Here is a 15,980-nt window from a genome sequence, read left to right as displayed (position 1 = left end):
GCTCCGGGCAGGGACGCCGGACCGCCCCTGAGCAGGGCCGGGAGCGGCCGTCCTGGTGGCCGGCCCGCGACGTCAGATCCGAAAACGGGCAAAGTGGGGCCATTCCGGCTGGCAGTGGGGCTGCCCACCGTCTTACGCTGAGTAAGGATGCGGCAGCTTCGGAATGGAGAACCGAAGGACATCCGGCGTCAGAAGCGACTGCACTTGCGAAAGGGAGGTGGCTTCTATGGCCACCCACTCGACCCACTCGTCGACATCGTCGGCGGCGACCTCTCCGGCGGAGTCCTCGGCGACCCGCGTCTCCATGGAGGACCATCCGGACATCGTCGAGTTGCGGAACCAGTACCAGGCGGTGTCGCACAAGCCTGTGACAGGTCTCGTCGAGGGCCTGTGTCTGCTGACCGGTCTGTACCTGGCGATCTCGCCGTGGGTGGTGGGCTTCCAGGGCACCGCCGCCATCCGGGTCAGCAACCTGATCTGCGGCCTCGCACTGGCCGCCCTGGCCCTGGGGTACGGCTCGGTGCTGGAGCGCACCCACGGCCTCGGCTGGGTGGCGGTCGCGATCGGTGCCTGGACGATCCTCGCCCCCTGGGTGGTGGTCGGCCATCCGCACACGTCGCACATCGTCTGGAGCAACTCGTTCGCGGGCGGTGCGGCGATCCTGCTCGGCCTGCTGACGATGGCGATGGGGCTGATGCGGCGGAGGCAGCGGACCATGCACTGACGGACCGAACCCCCCGTCGGATGCGGCCGCTACCGCGACGACAGCCTTCGTACCGCACCTGCGGACGAGGGCTGTTGCCGTAGGAGCCACCGTTCGGGAGGGGGCGTCCGGTGGGCCGGAGCCACCGCTCGGGAGGGGGCGTCCGGCGGGTCGGCGGAAGCGTTCAGGCGGCGTCGTCGGGCTTGGTCGGGCGGCCGCGCAGGGCCGAGGCGGTGGCGGCCAGCAGCGACATCGCGGCGGCGGTGGCGAAGACGATCACCAGCCCGTGGTGGAAGGGCGAGGAGATCAGGTCCGGGAAGAACTCCTTGCCGGTGAGGACCGCCCGGTTGTGCGCGGGCAGCCGCTGGAGCGTCCCGGACGGCCTGAGCAGCGTGTCGATCGGGTTCACGCCGAGGAACGCGGAGAAGACCGTCGACACCGGCGGCAGCGTGGCCGCGTGGTGGGCCACCCCCGCCGGCACCCCCTGGGCGCGCAGCCCCGCCTCCAGGGTGCGCGGCAGCCGGTCCGCGAGGCCCACGATCAGCAGCGAGAAGAAGACGCCGATCGACAGCGACGTGCCGGAGTTCTGGAACGTCGAGCGCATCCCCGACGCCGCGCCGCGGTGGGACGCCGGGACGCTGCTCATGATCGCCGAGGTGTTGGGCGCCGAGAACATCCCCGAGCCCATGCCGTTGACGAGCACCAGCAGCGCGAACGCCCAGTACGGGAAGTCCACCGGCAGCAGGAGCAGCCCGACGAAGCTCGAACCGAACAGCAGCAGCCCCCCGGTGGTGAACCAGCGCACCCCGAACCGGTCCGAGAGCGTACCCGACACCGGACCTGCCAGCAGGAAGCCGGCGGTCAGCGGCAGCAGGAAGATGCCCGCCCACAGCGGCGCGTCCTCGAAGGAGTAGCCGTGCAGCGGCAGCCAGATGCCCTGCAGCCAGATGATCAGCATGAACTGGAGCCCGCCTCGGGCCACCGAGGCCAGCAGCGCCGCCGCGTTGCCGGCCGCGAAGTGCCGGTCGCGGAAGAGCCGCAGCTGGAACATCGGCTGCGGCACCCGCGTCTCCACCACCGTGAAGGCGACCAGCAGCACCGCCCCGCCGATCAGCCCGCCGAGCACCTTCGGGCTGGTCCAGCCCATGGTGTGGCCGCCGTAGGGCTGGATGCCGTAGGTGATGGAGACCAGGATCAGGCCGCAGCCCAGCGCGAAGGTGAGGTTGCCCCACCAGTCGATGCGGGCCGGCCGCCGGTCGGAGATCTCCCGCAGCGAGCGGTACGCCCAGACGGTGCCGAAGAGCCCCACGGGCACGTTCACCCAGAACACCGCGCGCCAGTCCCACGCCGACAGCAGTCCGCCCAGCACCAGGCCGATGAACTGGCCCGAGAGCGCCGAGATCTGGTTGATGCCCAGGGCCATGCCGCGCTGCCGGGCCGGGAACGCGTCGGTGAGGATGGCCGCCGAGTTGGCCATCAGCATCGCGCCGCCCAGCGCCTGGACGATCCGCCAGCCGATCAGCCACAGCGCCCCGTGCACCCCGTGGAAGGGGTCGAAGGACAGCGCCACCGACGCCAGCGTGAAGACGACGAAGCCGAGGTTGTAGATGCGCACCCGGCCGACGATGTCGCCCAGCCGGCCCAGCGACACCACCAGCACCGCGGTGACCAGCAGGTACCCCATGATCATCCACAGCAGGTACGTGATGTTCCCGGGCGCGAACGGGTCCAGGTGGATGCCGCGGAAGATGGCCGGCATGGAGATGATGACGATCGAGGCGTCCACCATGGCCATGAACATGCCGAGGCTGGTGTTGGAGAGCGCGATCCACTTGTAGCGCTCCGGGCGGTCCCCGCCGCCCGGTTCGGCGGCGCGGACCGCGCCGCTCCCCGCGGCCGCCCCCTGCTCTCCGCGTACCTGCTCAGACATGCCGGGTGATCCTCTCCAGCAGGGGCAGGGCGGCGGCCAGCCGCTCCCGTTCGTCCGCGTCCAGCTCCGCCTCGACGGCCTCCGCCAGCCGCCGCGCCCGCTCCCGGCGGGCGCCCAGCAGGCCCTCGCGGCCGTCCTGGGTGAGCGAGACGACCATCCGGCGGCCGTCGGCGGGGTCCTGCTCGCGCTCCACCAGCCCGCGCCCGGACAGCACGCCGACGATCGCGCACATCGACTGCGGGCGCACCCCCTCGCGGGCGGCCAGCTCCGACGAGGTCGCCGGGCCCTCCCGGTCCAGCAGCACCAGCACCGAGACCTGGGAGAGCGTCAGCTCGTCGTCCGGACCGCAGCGGCGCAGCCGGCGCGTCAACGGGCCGAGGGTGGCCCGCAGGTCGGCGGCCAGCCGGGTCGGGGACGCGGCACCGGGCCGCGGTTCAGGCGCGTCCACGACCCCGGTGGCGACCCCGGTCGGGGGCTCGGTCGCGGCATCGGCCGCGGGCTCGCGGGCCCGCCGGGTGCCTGCCCGGAGGGCGGTTGCGGGGCGGGGGAGCGCACAACCATCAGTATAAACTGATCAGTCGAGGCTTATGGTATAGCTGTGCGCCATGAGCACACCCCCTCTGGCAGACCTGACCGCGACCACCCTCACCATCACCGGGCACGACGGTGACGAGATCGAGGCGTACACCGCCCGTCCCCACGGCGACGCCCGCCGCGGCGGGGTCGTCGTCATCCACCACATGCCCGGATACGACCGGGAGTCCAAGGAGATCGTGCGGCGCTTCGCCGAACTCGGCTACGACGCGATCTGCCCGAACCTGTACCACCGCGAGGCTCCCGGCGCCTCGCCGGACGACGCGGCCGCCGTGGCCCGCGCCCAGGGCGGCGTGCCCGACGAGCGGCTGATCGGCGAGGTGGCCGGCGCCGCCGCCTGGCTGCGGGCGCTGCCGACCTCCAACGGCAAGGTCGGCACCATCGGCTACTGCTCGGGCGGCCGCCAGTCGGTGCTGGCCGGCACCGCGCTGGACGTCGACGCCGTCGTGGACTGCTACGGCGCCTTCGTCACCGGCGACGTCCCCGAGGACTTCCCGCTGAAGGTCACCAACCTGGTGGACCGCCTCGGCGGCCTGAAGGCCCCGGTGCTCGGCCTGTTCGGCAACGAGGACCGGTTCCCCGGCCCGGTGCAGGTCGACGAGTTCGAGGCCATCCTCACCGGCCAGGGCACCCCGTACGAGTTCCACCGCTACGAGGGCGCCGGCCACGCGTTCTTCGCCGTCAACCGCCCCAGCTACAACGCGGCCGCCGCGAACGACGGCTGGGAGCGGATCGAGGCGTTCTACGGCACCCACCTGGGGAACTGACGATGTGCACCTACACCACGGTCACGGACACGATCGACGGTAGCGCCAAGGGCCCGAACAGCTCCTGGTTCCACGCCACCGACATCACCGTCTACTACGACCACCCGTTCCACGCGATGGCCGAGCACACCCTCAACATCGACGTGGCCGACCCCGCCAAGGGCCCGTCCGCCAGGGTCGCGCTCGAACTGACCGCGGAGTCCGCGAAGAAGCTGGTGGCCGCCATCCAGGCCGCTCTGGACGCGGTGCCTGCCGAGATGCAGGTCTGACGTTCCGACGGTCTGACGTTGGGAACGTTCCGACCGTCTGATGTTCAGAACGTTCCGACGGTCTGACGTTCCGACGGACGAAGCGGCCTGACGCGCGGCGGCGCGGGCCCGGACATCGACCCCCAGGGTCCCGGGTCCGCACCGCCCCCTCGAACGCGTGGGCGTCAGGCCGGGTGGACGGGGTGGACCGGGGGGACCGGGTGGGCCAGTTCGGCCAGGCCGCGGCGGGCCGCCTCCTCCACCTGGGGCAGCCGGTGGTGCAGCGCCCGGTCCAGGGCCTCCTGCCAGCAGGAGCGGGCCGCGGCCCGGTCGCCGCGCGCGAGGTGCGCCCGGGCCAGCGTCTCCAGGACGTCCGAGCCGGTGGCGCTGTCGCCCAGCCGCCGCAGCACCGCCAGCGTCTCCTCCAGCGCCTCCACCGCCTCCGCGGGCCGCCCCGTCGCGATCCGGCACTCGCCGAGGCTGGTCAGCGTACGGGCGATGCTCACCAGCGACCCGCGCGCCCGCCAGGCCGCCAGGGCCTGCGCGAAGCACTCCTCGGCCGCCTCCGGGGCGCCCAGGAAGATGTGGCAGTCCCCGAGGTTGCCCAGCACGGTGGCCACCCGGTCGTCGTCGCCCAGCGACCGGTGCAGCTCCAGCGACCGCAGACCGTACTCCAGCGCCAGCCGGTACTCGCCGGTGCCCCAGTGCAGCGCCGAGAGGTTGGTGAGGGTGGCCGCCAGGCCGCGCAGGTCGCCGGACCCCTCGAAGAACCGCCGGGCGGCGATCAGGTGCCGCTCGCAGAGGTCGAACCGTTTCGACATCCCGTACGCCACACCGAGCCGGCTGTGCATCCACCCCTGGCCCAGGGCGTCCCCGTGCTCGGTGACGCAGGCCATCGCCAGCTCCAGGCAGTCCGCCCACTCGCCGGTCCACCAGTACACCTGGGCGTAGCCGATCAGGCCCGCCGCCAGCCGCCAGGCCGTGTCCGGCCAGCCGGCGGCCACCGCGACCCGCAGCGCCTCCTTCACCGCCGGCAGCTCGCGCACGCACCAGGCCATGGCCTCCTCGTCCGAGGCGAACTCCGGTACGGGCGCGGCCGGCTCCTCGGCCGCAGCGGGCAGCGGGTGCGCCTCCGGGGTCAGCGCCGCCGCGCTGGCCGCCAGCGCCGCCGCGTACCAGAGGACCAGCCGGCGCAGCGCCGGCCGCGCCCGCTCCGGCGGCAGCCCGCGGGCCGCGCAGTCCGCCGCGTACTCGCCCACCAGGTCGTGGAAGGCGTACGTGCCCGGCCGCGGCGTCTCCAGCAGGTGCGCGTCGACCAGTGCCTCCAGCAGGTCCTCCGCCTCCGCCGGGCCGCCCGGGCAGCGCCGCGGCCCCAGCAGCGCGGCGGTGGCGGCCGGCCCCAGCGGCGGTCCCGGCCACAGCCCGAGCACCCCGAAGGCCGCGGCCGCCGCCCGCTCCGCGGCCGACGGGCTGTCCCGCATCGCCAGGTAGCTCATCGCGAACGTGTCGCGTACCGCCAGACCTCCCGCCGCCAGGGCGTGCAGCCGGCCGCCGGCCCGTACGTCGAGCCGCTCCGCGAGCGCGCCCACCGTCCAGGTGGGACGGGCCGCCAGCCGCGCCCCCGCGATCCGCAGCGCCAGCGGCAGCCCGCCGCAGGCCGCCAGCACCCCCGCCGCCGCCCCGGGCTCCGCCTCCACCCGCCGCTCCCCGCACACCCGGGCCAGCAGCGCCCGCTGCTCCGGCTCCGGGAGCGGCCCCAGCGGCAGCCGCACCGCGCCGGGCAGGCCGGCCAGCGTGCGGCGGCTGGTCACCAGCACCGCGCTCCGCCCGCCGCCCGGCAGCAGCGGCGCGACCTGCGCCGCGTCGGCGGCGTTGTCCAGCACCAGCAGCACCCGCCGGCCGTGCACGGCGTCCCGCCACAGCACGGCCCGGTCGTCGGGGTCGTCGGGCATCAGCCGGCCGTCCACGCCGAGGTCGGCCATGAACCGCGCTATCAGGTCGCCGGGGCGGCGGGCCCCGCCGGCGCCGAAACCCCGCAGGTCGGCGTAGAGCTGGCCGTCGGGGAAGAGCGGCCGCAGCAGGTGCGCGGCCCGCACCGCCAGCGCCGTCTTGCCGACGCCGCCCATGCCCGAGACCACCACCAGCGGCGGAGCGTGCCCGCCGGGCTCCTCCCGCAGCGCCCGCAGCAGGGTGTCCAGGGCCTCGGCCCGGCCGGTGAAGTCCGGTATGTCGGCGGGCAGCTGGGCCGGCCGCGGACGCCGCGGCGGATCGTCCGGCCGGTCCGCGGGGGAGCCGTCCCCGGCGGCGGCCGGGCCTTCGGCGGGCGGGCCTTCGACGGGCGGCGCCCCGGCGGGCGGGACGGGGGCGGGTACGGACGCGGGGGCGGGTACGGGTGCGGGCGCGGGCGCGGCGGAGGGCGGCTGCGGGGGCTCGGCGTGCTGCTCGGCGTTCGGCGCGGCGGTCGGCCCGCCGGTGGGCGCGGCCAGGATCTCCCGGTACGCGGTCTGGACCGCCGGGTGCGGCTCGACCCCCAACTCGTCGACGAGGGTGCGCCGTAGCGCGTGATAGACCGTCAGCGCCTCCGCCTGGCGGTGGGTTCGGTGCAGCGCGACCATCAACTGGCGGTGGAACGTCTCCCGCAGCGGGTTCGCCGCCGCCAGCCCGGCCAGTTCGGCGGCGAGCCCCTGGTGGCGGCCGAGGGCCAGCTCCGCGTCGAACCGCCACTCCAGGGTGAGCAGCCGCGCCTCCGCCAGGTGGGCGGCCAGTGCGCGCAGCACGTCGGCGAGGAGCGGCACGTCCGCCAGCGGGTCCCCCCGCCACAGGGCCAGCGCCGCCGCGGTCTCGCGCAGCACGGCGGGCCAGTCGCCGATCCGGTGCGCGGCGCGGGCCGCCGCGTGGTGGGCGCGGAAGACCTGCGCGTCGATCTCGTCGGCCTCGACCACCAGCAGGTATCCGGAGGTGGCCGCCCGCAGCCGGGAGGCGTCCCCGCCGCGCTCGGCCAGCACCCGGCGCAGCCGGGCCACGTGGTTGTGCAGGGAGGCGGTCGCGGTGGGCGGCGGGGAGTCACCCCAGAGCGCCGCCCGCAGGCCCTCCGCCGGCACCGGCCGACCGGGCGCGGCCAGCAGGGCGGCGAGCAGGGCGCGGAGCTTGGCGGAGCCGAGCGGGCGGGCGGCCGAGGCGCCGTCAGGCGCCGGATCGGGGCCCACGGCCAGGGTCCCCAGCAGACCGAACCGCATCCGGGGCCTCCTCCTGCCGAGCGCGCCGCGAGGGTGCGGGCCCGTGCGGTGCGGCCTCCCGCCGTGGTGCGGGTTCCGTGCCGGGAGGGATGGTCTGTTAGGCGTATGTTAGCGGCCGGTTGGCCGGCTTCCGCATGATGGGCGCACCGGGTCCGGCCGCATCGGGCGCGTATACGGGGCGAGTCCCGGTTACGGGGGCACGCCCGCCGCGGCCGGCCCGTTCCTCTCCGGTACCTCTCCTGTTCCACGGGCCTTGCCGGGGCTGTCCCGGTGCCGTTCTCCGGCCCCGGCGCCATGCCGGCGCCCCTCCGCCGGACGCGGCCCCGCAGCTCCTCGGCCGCTCCGCGACCACCTCCGGATACGGCCTGGCGGCGCCCCCGCGTCCTGCCCCGTCCGGGCGTGGCGGATTCCCGCCCGTGCTCCGTCCGGGATCACCGCCGGCTCCGTGCGCGGCTCGGGCACCCCTCCGCCGCTCGGGCACCTCGTCTGGCGCGTCGCCGCGCGGGCCCCGGGCCGGGCGGACAGACTGGGGCAATGCGGAAATTCTCCCTCGACGCGCAGGCGCGGGAGCTCGCGCAGCGGGCGGCCGGCGCGTCCAACGGACGCAGCGCGCAGACGGTCTACGGCGGCCACGAGCAGGTGCTGCGGCAGACAGTGATCGCACTGCGGGCCGACGCCGTGCTGGCCGAGCACGACAACCCCGGCGAGGCCACGCTCTTCGTGCTGCGCGGGCGGGTGCGGCTGGTCAGCGGTCCGGACGAGTGGGAGGCGCGGGAGGGCGACCTGCTGGTCGTGCCACAGGAACGGCACAGCCTGGAGGCGCTGGAGGACTCCGCCGTCCTGCTGACGGTCGCCAAGTAGGGGCCGCCCGATCACCGCGCCCGATCACCCAGCCCGGTCGCCGCGGTCGCCCGGTCGTATCGGCCGCTTGGGGGACGTGGCGTGGGGAGGGGGTGTGACGTAGGCCGCGCCCGCCGCGATGGCGTCGCGATTCCGCCGCGTTTCGGCGGGAGCGGCGTCCGCCCACCGGTCAGCCGGTGTCTACTGCGTCACACCTCCCTCTGCCGACCCACCGCGTTCATCGGGTACCGCCCGTCCCACCGCCCCCTGCCCGCCGCCCCGTCCGCGTCCCGGCGGGCCGGCCCGCGTGCCGCCCTCGGAGGCCGTCGCGCCCCGCGGGTCCCCGCCCGGCCGGAGCGCCTTCGTGCCGCCGCGACCGCTCCGAACCCCAGTGCCGCGCCGCCCGCGACCGCCGCCGCGCCACTGTGGCGCCCGACACGGCGGAAGCCCGCCGGTACCTCGGGAGGGCGGGGCGGAAGTCCGCCTCGGGGGTTCGAACGGGCCGTACGACACGGGTGGTCGGCCGCCGGAAAGGTGCCTGCTGAACACGATCGAAACGAGCGGGGGCTTCCGGTTCACCAGCTTTTTGCGCATGCTTTGGGTAGCCGGGTTGCCGTCGTGGGTGGTGGCCGGGTGACAATGCGAATGTCGAACGCTGTGAGTCGGCCAGAGAAGCGAGGATCGATCCATGTTGCGAAACGGGCTGGAGCCCTGGCACCTGATCGTGGTGGCGATCGTCGTCATCGTTCTGTTCGGGTCCAAGAAGCTCCCCGAGGCCGCCCGAGGTCTGGGGAAGTCGATGCGCATTCTCAAGTCCGAGGCGAAGGCCATGAAGTCGGACAGCGCGGCGACCGGTGACGCGCCCACCGCGAGCACCACCCCCGCGCCGGAGGCGATCACCCCCAGCGACGTCCTGACCGCCAACGAGGCGCAGCAGGCGGAGCCGGCCACGGGCTCGGTCAAGTAACCCGGTCGAGCGACCGGTCGCGCACCCCGTCCCCGTAGGGCGGTCGCGCGACCCGCTCTCGCGACACGGCAGGCGATCCGGTCGGGCATCCGGCCGGACGGGCCGCGCCGGACACCGTCCCACGCGGGGCGGCGGCCGTCGCAGCGGCCCGGAACCGTCGGACGTGAGCCGGGCCCCGGTCGGCCGGCGGCATCGCCGCCGCGCCGCGCCGGGGCTCTGGCGTGTCCGGACGGCCTTCCCGGGCGGCGCCGGTGCGCGGAGCGGCCGGGAACCGGCCGCCGCCGTCAGGCGCCCGCGCCCGGGTCGGCGTCCGCGTCCTGGTCCGTCCCCGCGTCCTGGTGCGCCGCCGTCAGGCGCCCGCGCCCGGGTCGGCGTCCGCGTCCTGGTGCGTTCCCGCGCCCTGGTCGTCGCCCGGACAGCAGAGGTTGACCGCCTCTTCGCAGGCCGCCTCGTCCTCGGCCCGGGCGGTCGCGCACTCGCCGCGCAGGCCGGCGCTGATCGCCCGGCCGACATCGCGCAGGACGGTCAGCTGCTCGGGGGTGAGGACGTCGAAGAGGTGCTCGCGCACGGCCGTCACGTGTCCGGGCGCGGCCGCCGCCAGCGCCGCGAACCCGGCGTCGGTCAGCGCGCACACCCACCCGCGGCGGTCCGAGTCGGAGGGGCGGCGCTCGGCCCATCCGTTCTTCTCCAGTGCCGCCACCGCGTGCGAGAGCCGGCTGCGGGAGGAGAGGGACGCCTCGGCGAGCTGGCTCATCCGCAGGCACCGGCCCTCGGCCTCGGAGAGGCGCACGAGGATCTCGTAGTACGCCATGGGCATGCCGGAGTCGCGGCGCAGCTGCCGGTCCACATAGGCCGAGAACTCGACGTTCGCGGTCATGTACGCCCGCCAGATCTCCTGCTCTTCCCGGGTCAGCCACCGTACGTCGCTCATGACCCCAGCATACGAGTGGTTGAACACTCAACACCAGCCCGCTATCGTGTGGGAAAGATCAACAACGTGGTGGTCCCCACGGTGGTCCGGGCATGCGGCGCTGCCGCACCGGTGCGGGGACCGGTCGATCCGCGGTAGCAGCACCTCTTCGTTGTTCCGTTTCTTTGTCCTGCCACAAGGAGCCCGCCATGACCACCCCGATCGAAGTGATCGACGGCTACGTAGCCTCCACCTGGACCATCGACGCCGTGCACTCGGACGTCTCCTTCTACGTGCGGCACATGGGCGTGTCGAAGGTCCGCGGCCACTTCTCCGCCTTCGAGGGCAGCATCACCACCGCCGAGAACCCGCTGGAGTCCACGGTCAGCGCCGTCATCAAGACGGCCTCGGTGGACACCAACAACGAGAGCCGCGACGCCCACGTGCGCGGCGGCGACTTCCTCGACGTCGAGAAGTTCCCCGAGCTGACCTTCACCTCCACCGAGGTCCGGGCCCAGAGCGCCGCGGTGTTCGAGGTGGACGGCGAGCTGAGCCTGCACGGAGTGACCAGGACGGTCACCCTGCTGCTGGAGCTCAACGGGTTCGGCACCAACTTCGAGGGCGCGCCCATAGCCGGCTTCTCGGCCGCGACCGAGATCAGCCGCGGCGACTACGGCGTGACCGGTGGCCCGGCCGGTGCCGCGGTGGGCGACAAGATCCGCATCGTCCTGGAGATCGAGGCCGTGCAGGCCGCCTGATCCGGGCGGTCCCCAGCGGGATGCCCCGCGGGATCACCCGAACGACGGCGACGGCCGCCGTCCGCACCCTGCCGAGGGGCGCGGGCGGCGGCCGTCGCCGTCCTCCGTCGTCGGCTCCCGCCGCCGTGCCCGCCGCCGGTTCCACGGGAGCGGGCGGTGCCGCGGGCGTCCACGGGGGTGGCGTCGCGGTGCCGACGTCACTCCGGGCCGCCCTCGGCCATCGGGACGCGCACCCCGCGCTCCCGCGCCACCTCGGCGGCCCGCTCGTAACCGGCGTCGACGTGCCGGATCACGCCCGTGCCGGGGTCGTTCAGCAGCACCCGGGAGAGCTTCCGCGCGGCCAGCTCGGTGCCGTCGGCCACACACACCTGCCCGGCGTGGATCGAGCGGCCCATCCCGACCCCGCCGCCGTGGTGGATGGAGACCCACGACGCGCCCGAGGCGGTGTTGACCAGGGCGTTCAGCAGCGGCCAGTCGGCGATGGCGTCGCTGCCGTCGAGCATCGACTCCGTCTCCCGGTAGGGGGAGGCCACCGAGCCCGAGTCGAGGTGGTCGCGGCCGATGACCACCGGCGCGGACAGCTCGCCCGAGGCCACCATCTCGTTGAAGCGCAGCCCCGCGCGGTGCCGCTCGCCGTAGCCCAGCCAGCAGATGCGGGCCGGGAGGCCCTCGAACGCCACCCGCTCGCCGGCCATCGTGATCCAGCGGCGCAGGTGCTCGTTCTCCGGGAAGAGCTCCAGCACCGCCCGGTCGGTGGCCGCGATGTCCCGCGGGTCGCCGGACAGCGCCGCCCAGCGGAACGGGCCGAGGCCCTCCTCGAACAGCGGCCGGATGTACGCCGGGACGAAGCCGGGGAAGTCGAAGGCCCGCGCGCAGCCGCCCTTGCGGGCCTCGTCGCGGATCGAGTTGCCGTAGTCGAAGACCTCGGCGCCCGCGTCGAGGAAGCCGACCATCGCCGCCACCTGCCGCGCCATCGAGGCGCGGGCACGCTCCGTGAAGCCGGCCGGGTCGCGGCGGGCCTCCTCGTGCCAGTCCGCGAGGTCCACGCCCACGGGCAGGTAGGACAGCGGGTCGTGGGCGGAGGTCTGGTCGGTCACGATGTCGATCGGGGCGCCCGCCGCCAGCAGCGCGGGGAAGACCTCGGCGGCGTTCCCGGTCAGGCCGACGGACAGCGGCCGGCGGGCGTCGCGCGCCGCCACGGCCAGCCGCAGCGCCTCCGCCGCGCTGTCCGCCGCGACGTCCAGGTAGCGGCGCGCGATACGGCGCTCGATCCGTGCCGGGTCGCACTCGACGCAGATCGCGACGCCCTCGTTCATGGTGACCGCCAGCGGCTGCGCGCCGCCCATGCCGCCCAGGCCCGCGGTGAGCGTGACGGTGCCGGCCAGCGTGCCGCCGAACCGCTTGCGGGCGACGGCGCCGAAGGTCTCGAACGTCCCCTGGAGGATGCCCTGGCTGCCGATGTAGATCCACGAGCCCGCGGTCATCTGCCCGTACATCGTCAGGCCGCGCGCCTCCAGCTCGCGGAAGTGCTCCCAGTCGGCCCAGTCGCCGACCAGGTTGGAGTTGGCCAGCAGCACCCGCGGCGCCCACGGGTGGGTGCGCAGCACACCGACGGGCTTGCCGGACTGGACGAGCAGCGTCTCGTCGTCCGCCAGCGTCTTCAGGGTGCGGACGATGGCGTCGTAGGCGTCCCAGTTCCGGGCGGCCCTGCCCGTGCCGCCGTAGACGACGAGGTCCTCGGGGCGCTCGGCGACCTCGGGGTCGAGGTTGTTCATGAGCATCCGCAGGGCGCCCTCCTGCTGCCAGCCGAGGCAGTTCAGTTCGGTGCCCCGGGGGGCGCGGATCGTGCGGGGCCGGGAAGAGTCGCTGGTCACGCTGCCTCCTGGGGGAGCGGGGGATGCCGGGGGATGCCCCCGGGGGACGCCCGGGGGACGCCCGGGGACATCTGGGGGATGCCCGGGATGCCCGGCGGGGACGCGCCGGGCGCTCGCGGGTTCTCGCGGGTCCTCGCCGGACGGCGGCTGCTCGCGGGTTGCCGCGGGTTGCCGCGGGTTGCCGCGGGTTGCCGCGGGTTGTCGTGGGTGCTCGTGGGGCGCTCGTGGGGTGGCGGGTGGCGCGCCCGCGCGGCGGCACCGGCCGCCGCCGACGGGATGAGATCGTCGCATTCCGGCCGGGCGGCGGTCCCGCGTCCGCGCCGGAAAGTGTCCGGTATTCCAGACCCACCAGGCCGCGGCCCGTCCCACGCCGGGCGGAACGTCTGGGATACCAGACACAGAACCGGAACGAGCCCTCGCATATCGCCTCTGACATGGGACTTCATGGACCTATGAGCATTGTTGTGAACGTCGGCCCGCTCTCCGCCGACGATGTCGTCTCCGTCGCCCGCCACGGCGCCCAGGTGGTTCTCGCGCCCGAGGCGGTGGCCGAGATCGAGCGCAGTCGCGCCGTCATCGAGGCGCTGGCCGACGACGCCCAGCCGCACTACGGCGTCTCCACCGGCTTCGGCGCGCTGGCCACCCGGCACATCCCGACCGAGCTGCGCGCCCAGCTCCAGCGCAGCCTGATCCGCTCGCACGCCGCCGGCTCCGGCCCCGAGGTCGAACGCGAGGTGGTCCGGGCGCTGATGCTGCTGCGGCTGTCCACCCTGGCCACCGGCCGCACCGGGGTCCGCCCCGAGGTGGCCCGGACCTACGCGGCGGTGCTCAACGCGGGCATCACCCCGGTGGTGCGCGAGTACGGCTCGCTCGGCTGCTCCGGCGACCTGGCGCCGCTGGCCCACTGCGCCCTCGCCGTCATGGGGGAGGGCGAGGTCCGGGACGCCGACGGCGAGCCGCGCCCGGCCGGCGAGGCCCTGCGGGCCGCGGGCATCACCCCGGTCACCCTCTCCGAGAAGGAGGGCCTGGCCCTCATCAACGGCACCGACGGCATGCTCGGCATGCTGCTGCTGGCCTGCCACGACCTGCGGCTGCTGCTGCGCACCGCCGACATCGCCGCCGCCATGAGCGTCGAGGCGCTGCTCGGCACCGACGCCGTCTTCGCCGCCGACCTCCAGGCCCTCCGGCCGCACCCGGGCCAGGCCGACAGCGCGGCCAACCTGCGCGCGCTGCTCGCCGGGTCCGCGATCATGGCCAGCCACCGGGGCCCGGAGTGCACCCGGGTGCAGGACGCCTACTCGCTGCGCTGCGCGCCGCAGGTGCACGGCGCCGCCCGCGACACCCTGGCGCACGCCGAACTCGTCGCCTCCCGCGAGCTCGCGGCGGCCGTCGACAACCCCGTCGTCACCCCCGACGGCCGGGTGGAGAGCAACGGCAACTTCCACGGCGCGCCCGTCGCCTACGTCCTGGACTTCCTGGCCGTCGCGGTCGCCGACGCCGCCTCCATCGCCGAGCGCCGCACCGACCGGTTCCTGGACGTGTCCCGCAACCACGGCCTCAACGCCTTCCTCGCCGACGACCCCGGCGTGGACTCCGGCCACATGATCGCCCAGTACACGCAGGCCGCGATCGTCTCCGAACTGAAGCGGCTGGCCGTGCCCGCCTCGGTCGACTCCATCCCCTCCAGCGCCATGCAGGAGGACCACGTCTCCATGGGCTGGGCGGCGGCCCGCAAGCTGCGCCGGGCACTGGACGGGCTGACCCGCGTCGTCGCCGTCGAGGTGCTCACCGCCGCCCGCGCGCTGGACCTGCGGGCGCCGCTGGAGCCGGCACCGGCCACCGCCGCCGTCCGCGACGGGCTGCGGCGCGACGTGCCGGGGCCCGGCACCGACCGCTACCTCGCCCCCGAGATCGAGGCGGCGGTCGGGTACGTGGCCTCCGGCCGGGCGCTGGCCGCAGCGCAGACCGTGACCGGACCGCTGGCCTGACGGGCGGTCCGCACCGACGGCGGGCTCCGGCGGGACCACGGCCGGGCCCGGCTCGGGCGGCCCCGTCGGCGCTGTCGGTGTCGGTGTCGGTCCTGTCGGCTCCGTTCGGCCCGTCGGCCCAGTCGGCCCGTCGGCCTGTCGGCTCCGTTCGGCCCGTCGGCCCGTCGGCCCGTCGGCCCGTCGGTCCGTTCGGCCCCGTCGGCTCAGTCCGCGACGCCGCCGATGCGGCGGCTCAGCTCCCGCGCGGTCCTGGCCACCTCCGCGGCGATCTCCTGCCGCCGCGCCGCGTCGGCCTCCGCTCCCGGGAAGGTGACGGCGACCCCGGCCACCGGGTGCGCGCCGTGGTCGAGGACGGCGGCGGCCACCGACGAGAAGCCGGCCGTCACCTCGCCCTCCTCGGTGGCGTACCCGCGCCGCCGCACCTCCACCAGGAGTTGCCGCAGCGCGGAGAGCGAGCGCGGCCCCAGCCCGTTGCGGAGCACGAACGCCGACGGGTCGGGGAACAGCGCCCGCACGTGGGCCGGGGAGAGCCGGGCCAGCACCGCCCGGCCGCTGGCCGTCAGATGGGCCGGCAGCCGGACGCCGACCTCGGTGACCAGCGGCGCCCGGCCCGGCGCCCGCTCCTCGATCACGTACAGCACCTCGCGGCCGTGCAGCACCGCCAGATGGGCGTTGTGGCCGGTCCGGTCCACCAGCCTGGCCAGCGGGACCCGGGCCAGGCGCTGGAACGGCGCCTGCCGGCTGTAGCCGGAGCCCAGCTCGAACGCGCTGACCCCCAGCCCGTAGCGGCGCTCCTCCGGCAGGTGGACGACGAAGCCCTCGGCCGCGAGTGTGTCCAGCAGGTGGTACGTCGTCGAGCGGGGCAGGCCGACGTCCCGGCTGATGGCCGCCGCCGGTACCGGACCCGCCTGCGCCGCCAGGTACCGCAGCACGGCCAGCACCTGGGCTGCGGCGGGAACCTGGGACATGCCGCGAGGGTACGCCGTCCCGCGGACCGGAAGCGGGCGGTCCCGGCGGCGCGGAGCGTCCGTGCGGCTCCTGTGGGGCGGGTCAGCGGGTGATCAAGGTCGCGGACGGATTCGCTGACCGGCGGCGGGTTGGTGCGGTGGGCCCACTGGTGGGCGTCGTGCTCGGTGAGGACGAGCCGGAGGGGATCTCCCACAGA

13 protein-coding genes are annotated in these 15,980 nt (G+C 75.1%); 7 read left to right on the top strand and 6 right to left on the bottom strand.

The window, feature by feature from the left end; genetic code table 11:
- Nucleotides 1-226: 226 nt before the first annotated feature.
- On the top strand, nucleotides 227-724 hold the full coding sequence (locus BS72_RS13870; protein ID WP_107498784.1) for an SPW repeat protein: 498 nt from the start codon (nucleotides 227-229) through the stop codon (nucleotides 722-724).
- Between the two features lie 163 nt (nucleotides 725-887).
- Here the strand turns inward: BS72_RS13870 and BS72_RS13865 are convergent, their stop codons facing one another.
- Both BS72_RS13865 and BS72_RS13860 read right to left on the bottom strand, forming a co-directional pair.
- Nucleotides 888-2,633, bottom strand: a complete 1,746-nt coding sequence (locus BS72_RS13865; protein WP_078901346.1) for an MFS transporter — start codon at nucleotides 2,631-2,633, stop codon at nucleotides 888-890.
- Nucleotides 2,626-3,081 carry a MarR family winged helix-turn-helix transcriptional regulator gene (locus BS72_RS13860; RefSeq protein ID WP_037910760.1) on the bottom strand — a complete coding sequence of 152 codons (456 nt, stop codon included), beginning with the start codon at nucleotides 3,079-3,081 and terminating at the stop codon, nucleotides 2,626-2,628. The genes BS72_RS13865 and BS72_RS13860 overlap by 8 nt, the downstream gene beginning before the upstream one ends.
- A 157-nt stretch (nucleotides 3,082-3,238) precedes the next feature.
- On the opposite strand from BS72_RS13860, the gene BS72_RS13855 reads away from it, so the two are divergent.
- Nucleotides 3,239-3,994: a dienelactone hydrolase family protein gene (locus tag BS72_RS13855; protein WP_037910759.1), complete on the top strand. Its 756-nt coding sequence runs from the start codon at nucleotides 3,239-3,241 to the stop codon at nucleotides 3,992-3,994.
- Between the two features lie 2 nt (nucleotides 3,995-3,996).
- Nucleotides 3,997-4,263, top strand: coding sequence for a DUF6295 family protein (locus tag BS72_RS13850; protein WP_037910758.1), 267 nt, complete (start codon nucleotides 3,997-3,999; stop codon nucleotides 4,261-4,263).
- A gap of 164 nt (nucleotides 4,264-4,427) precedes the next feature.
- Here BS72_RS13850 and BS72_RS32295 read toward each other — a convergent pair whose 3' ends face one another.
- Nucleotides 4,428-7,478 (bottom strand): AfsR/SARP family transcriptional regulator, encoded by a 3,051-nt coding sequence (locus tag BS72_RS32295; RefSeq protein WP_051951087.1) that lies wholly within the window; start codon nucleotides 7,476-7,478, stop codon nucleotides 4,428-4,430.
- Between the two features lie 534 nt (nucleotides 7,479-8,012).
- On the opposite strand from BS72_RS32295, the gene BS72_RS13835 reads away from it, so the two are divergent.
- Both BS72_RS13835 and tatA read left to right on the top strand, forming a co-directional pair.
- Nucleotides 8,013-8,339, top strand: coding sequence for a cupin domain-containing protein (locus tag BS72_RS13835; RefSeq protein WP_037910757.1), 327 nt, complete (start codon nucleotides 8,013-8,015; stop codon nucleotides 8,337-8,339).
- 667 nt (nucleotides 8,340-9,006) lie between these two features.
- Entirely contained in the window at nucleotides 9,007-9,285 is a 279-nt protein-coding gene (tatA, locus tag BS72_RS13830; RefSeq protein ID WP_037910756.1) for a Sec-independent protein translocase subunit TatA, read from the top strand.
- Between the two features lie 349 nt (nucleotides 9,286-9,634).
- Here the strand turns inward: tatA and BS72_RS13825 are convergent, their stop codons facing one another.
- Nucleotides 9,635-10,216, bottom strand: coding sequence for a MarR family winged helix-turn-helix transcriptional regulator (locus BS72_RS13825; protein ID WP_063836066.1), 582 nt, complete (start codon nucleotides 10,214-10,216; stop codon nucleotides 9,635-9,637).
- Between the two features lie 188 nt (nucleotides 10,217-10,404).
- Between BS72_RS13825 and BS72_RS13820 the strand changes: the two genes are divergently transcribed.
- Nucleotides 10,405-10,953, top strand: coding sequence for a YceI family protein (locus tag BS72_RS13820; protein ID WP_037910754.1), 549 nt, complete (start codon nucleotides 10,405-10,407; stop codon nucleotides 10,951-10,953).
- A gap of 197 nt (nucleotides 10,954-11,150) precedes the next feature.
- Here the strand turns inward: BS72_RS13820 and hutU are convergent, their stop codons facing one another.
- Nucleotides 11,151-12,827 carry a urocanate hydratase gene (hutU, locus tag BS72_RS13815; RefSeq protein ID WP_037910752.1) on the bottom strand — a complete coding sequence of 559 codons (1,677 nt, stop codon included), beginning with the start codon at nucleotides 12,825-12,827 and terminating at the stop codon, nucleotides 11,151-11,153.
- 452 nt (nucleotides 12,828-13,279) lie between these two features.
- Between hutU and hutH the strand changes: the two genes are divergently transcribed.
- A complete protein-coding gene (hutH, locus tag BS72_RS13810; RefSeq protein ID WP_107498783.1) occupies nucleotides 13,280-14,815 on the top strand; it encodes a histidine ammonia-lyase in 1,536 nt (511 codons plus the stop codon).
- Between the two features lie 203 nt (nucleotides 14,816-15,018).
- Here hutH and BS72_RS13805 read toward each other — a convergent pair whose 3' ends face one another.
- Complete coding sequence (locus BS72_RS13805) at nucleotides 15,019-15,783, bottom strand: IclR family transcriptional regulator (protein ID WP_037910747.1); 765 nt, start codon at nucleotides 15,781-15,783, stop codon at nucleotides 15,019-15,021.
- Nucleotides 15,784-15,980 lie beyond the last annotated feature (197 nt).

It is taken from the genome of Actinacidiphila yeochonensis CN732, from assembly GCF_000745345.1.
GTDB classification, from domain to species: Bacteria; Actinomycetota; Actinomycetes; order Streptomycetales; family Streptomycetaceae; genus Actinacidiphila; species Actinacidiphila yeochonensis.
The sequence above is the reverse complement of the archived record's forward strand: the minus strand, read 5'-3'. Positions and strand labels throughout refer to the sequence as shown.

Bases quoted from the DNA above. Each gene is read 5' to 3' on its own strand.
- BS72_RS13835 (WP_037910757.1), top strand. From the start codon at position 8,013: ATGCGGAAATTCTCCCTCGACGCGCAGGCGCGGGAGCTCGCGCAGCGG.
- BS72_RS13865 (WP_078901346.1), bottom strand. From the start codon at position 2,633: ATGTCTGAGCAGGTACGCGGAGAGCAGGGGGCGGCCGCGGGGAGCGGC.
- BS72_RS13870 (WP_107498784.1), top strand. From the start codon at position 227: ATGGCCACCCACTCGACCCACTCGTCGACATCGTCGGCGGCGACCTCT.
- hutH (WP_107498783.1), top strand. From the start codon at position 13,280: ATGAGCATTGTTGTGAACGTCGGCCCGCTCTCCGCCGACGATGTCGTC.
- tatA (WP_037910756.1), top strand. From the start codon at position 9,007: ATGTTGCGAAACGGGCTGGAGCCCTGGCACCTGATCGTGGTGGCGATC.
- BS72_RS13855 (WP_037910759.1), top strand. From the start codon at position 3,239: ATGAGCACACCCCCTCTGGCAGACCTGACCGCGACCACCCTCACCATC.
- BS72_RS32295 (WP_051951087.1), bottom strand. From the start codon at position 7,478: ATGCGGTTCGGTCTGCTGGGGACCCTGGCCGTGGGCCCCGATCCGGCG.
- BS72_RS13820 (WP_037910754.1), top strand. From the start codon at position 10,405: ATGACCACCCCGATCGAAGTGATCGACGGCTACGTAGCCTCCACCTGG.
- BS72_RS13825 (WP_063836066.1), bottom strand. From the start codon at position 10,216: ATGAGCGACGTACGGTGGCTGACCCGGGAAGAGCAGGAGATCTGGCGG.
- BS72_RS13850 (WP_037910758.1), top strand. From the start codon at position 3,997: ATGTGCACCTACACCACGGTCACGGACACGATCGACGGTAGCGCCAAG.
- BS72_RS13805 (WP_037910747.1), bottom strand. From the start codon at position 15,783: ATGTCCCAGGTTCCCGCCGCAGCCCAGGTGCTGGCCGTGCTGCGGTAC.